At 43.7% G+C, this 1,876-nt stretch carries 2 protein-coding genes; both read right to left on the reverse strand.

What is annotated here, in order from left to right; all coding sequences use genetic code 11:
• Positions 1 to 105 precede the first annotated feature (105 nt).
• Positions 106 to 825, reverse strand: coding sequence for a hypothetical protein (locus NT178_18920; GenBank protein ID MCX5814588.1), 720 nt, complete (start codon positions 823 to 825; stop codon positions 106 to 108).
• Positions 826 to 1,635: 810 nt separating this feature from the next.
• The coding region (gene tnpA / locus NT178_18925; protein ID MCX5814589.1) for an IS200/IS605 family transposase at positions 1,636 to 1,876 on the reverse strand (241 nt) is incomplete at its 5' end.

The following is a 1,876-nucleotide window of genomic DNA, read 5'->3' on the forward strand; positions in this document are numbered from 1 at the left end:
GAACCGATATCCGCCGATGATCCGCTGATTTTTTAGAACTGAAAAAGATAATCCATGCGGCATACCCGAAAAGGGCAGCGGCGACAACCACAAGTATGGTTAATGTCATTCCCACTCCTGAAGAAAATCTTTAAATCTTTCTGATCGCCTTAAACCGATGTACCAGAGGGACGCTATCACCGATACACTTGCTATGCTCGAAAACAGCGCGAACAAAGCAGAAGGAATCAGAACACTCCGCATCTTCATAAGCCAATCATAGGGCCACACCCATTCTTTTTTCAGCGTTTCGTTCAATGTGGACACCATGTTATAAATTGACTCTGGAGTTAACAGCTTGTAGTGGATGATATTGATCAGGAGGAAGAACACTGCCGACCATATGGCAACGCTTGCTACATACCCGGTAAGCAATGAGTTGATAACCTTTTTCGTGGCTGCCCCTCTGAACGTCTTGAAAAGGATCATGCCGATAAGCAATGAAAAAGACAGCGGCAGCGCCAGGTTCATCGTATAGGAATATAATTCTTCGAGAAGGGAAGGGCGGGTAGAACCAAAGATGGGAATATGTCCCTTTACCGCCATAAATGTCACGATGGATTCTGAAAAGCAAAACAGCGTACTCGTTAATGCGGCTTTGAACCCCATCTCTGTGAAATGCAGTGTGTTAAGCGAGTTGATGTATTCGGGTGGAAGGTCGCTGTCCATCTCGACCATTGACAGATGCTCTATCTGGCTGAGTGCATGAATAAGGCTGGTCGGGTTCATATCGGCAAGACCCGGATACCCCGCTCCCTTGCCTGACTGAATACCGGTGTCGCCCATTTGTTAGCTCCTCGTTTTGGATGTTTTGTTTGTTATCATGTATCTTATGTTGTATTAGATTTTACTGATGCGGGTATCAGTCGTCTGAGATTGTATATGGAGAAAATCTTTGTGATTTTGTGATACATGCCTTTCTTCACCATCCACAGAATCTCCTTTAGTGATGTTTTCTAAAGGATATCCCATTCCCATTCCATCCAAGTGGTGTATTTCTGTTTGGAATTTCTGTTTGGAGACACTGGTTGACTTTGCGCTTTACAAGTACCCAATGGTTTTGGTCAAACAGGAAGTGTACTTGACTTCCCCTGAAAATAGACCTATCCCATGGAAATATTGAGGGCAATTTTCATTCTTATTTGTGCGGACGAGTCGGCATTGGTGTTTCAAATGGCATTCAATAGCCCCATGGGGGAATTTTCGCTTGCAAATTGATTAAAATTGTTGGAGAATCAAGAAAATGATGTTGGGGATCAAGAATAAATGTGTTATAGCAAGACCCCTTTTGCCTCTAAACTAAATAAACATCAATCTGTTGTATTGAGAGAAACAGGACATCGACTTGAAAGTATCAGGTGTTAGAATGATAGCCAATTCAAAAGATCAAACCCTATTCAATCATCTAAAAGCAGTTTCTTGCGTTGCTCAAGAAATGTCGCGGATTTGCGGTTACAGCGAAAGACTTCAGAAATCAGCTTACACTGCTGGATTACTCCACAATATTGGGAAGGCAACAAAATCATTTCAAGATTACTTATCAACCGTGCCGTAAAACCCCGGCGTTCAGGCCCGGGGATATAAGGCACAATATGTTCAGTCTTGAGCGCGTTGCTGTTTAATGTACTCTTTGATAATAGCCAATGACGCACCACCGCAGGAAGCGGCAAAATACGAAGGACTCCACAACATGTTGTTCCAGTACCGTTTTTCAATATCAGGGCGTTGTTTGCGCAGCAGACGGCTCGAAACACCCTTGAGGCTGTTAACCAGAGCAGAAATAGCAAGTTTTGGGGGATATTCAACCAGCAGATGCACGTGATCATCTTCCCCGTTC

This window comes from Pseudomonadota bacterium (genome assembly GCA_026388255.1).
Lineage (GTDB): Bacteria > Desulfobacterota > Syntrophorhabdia > Syntrophorhabdales > Syntrophorhabdaceae > JAPLKB01.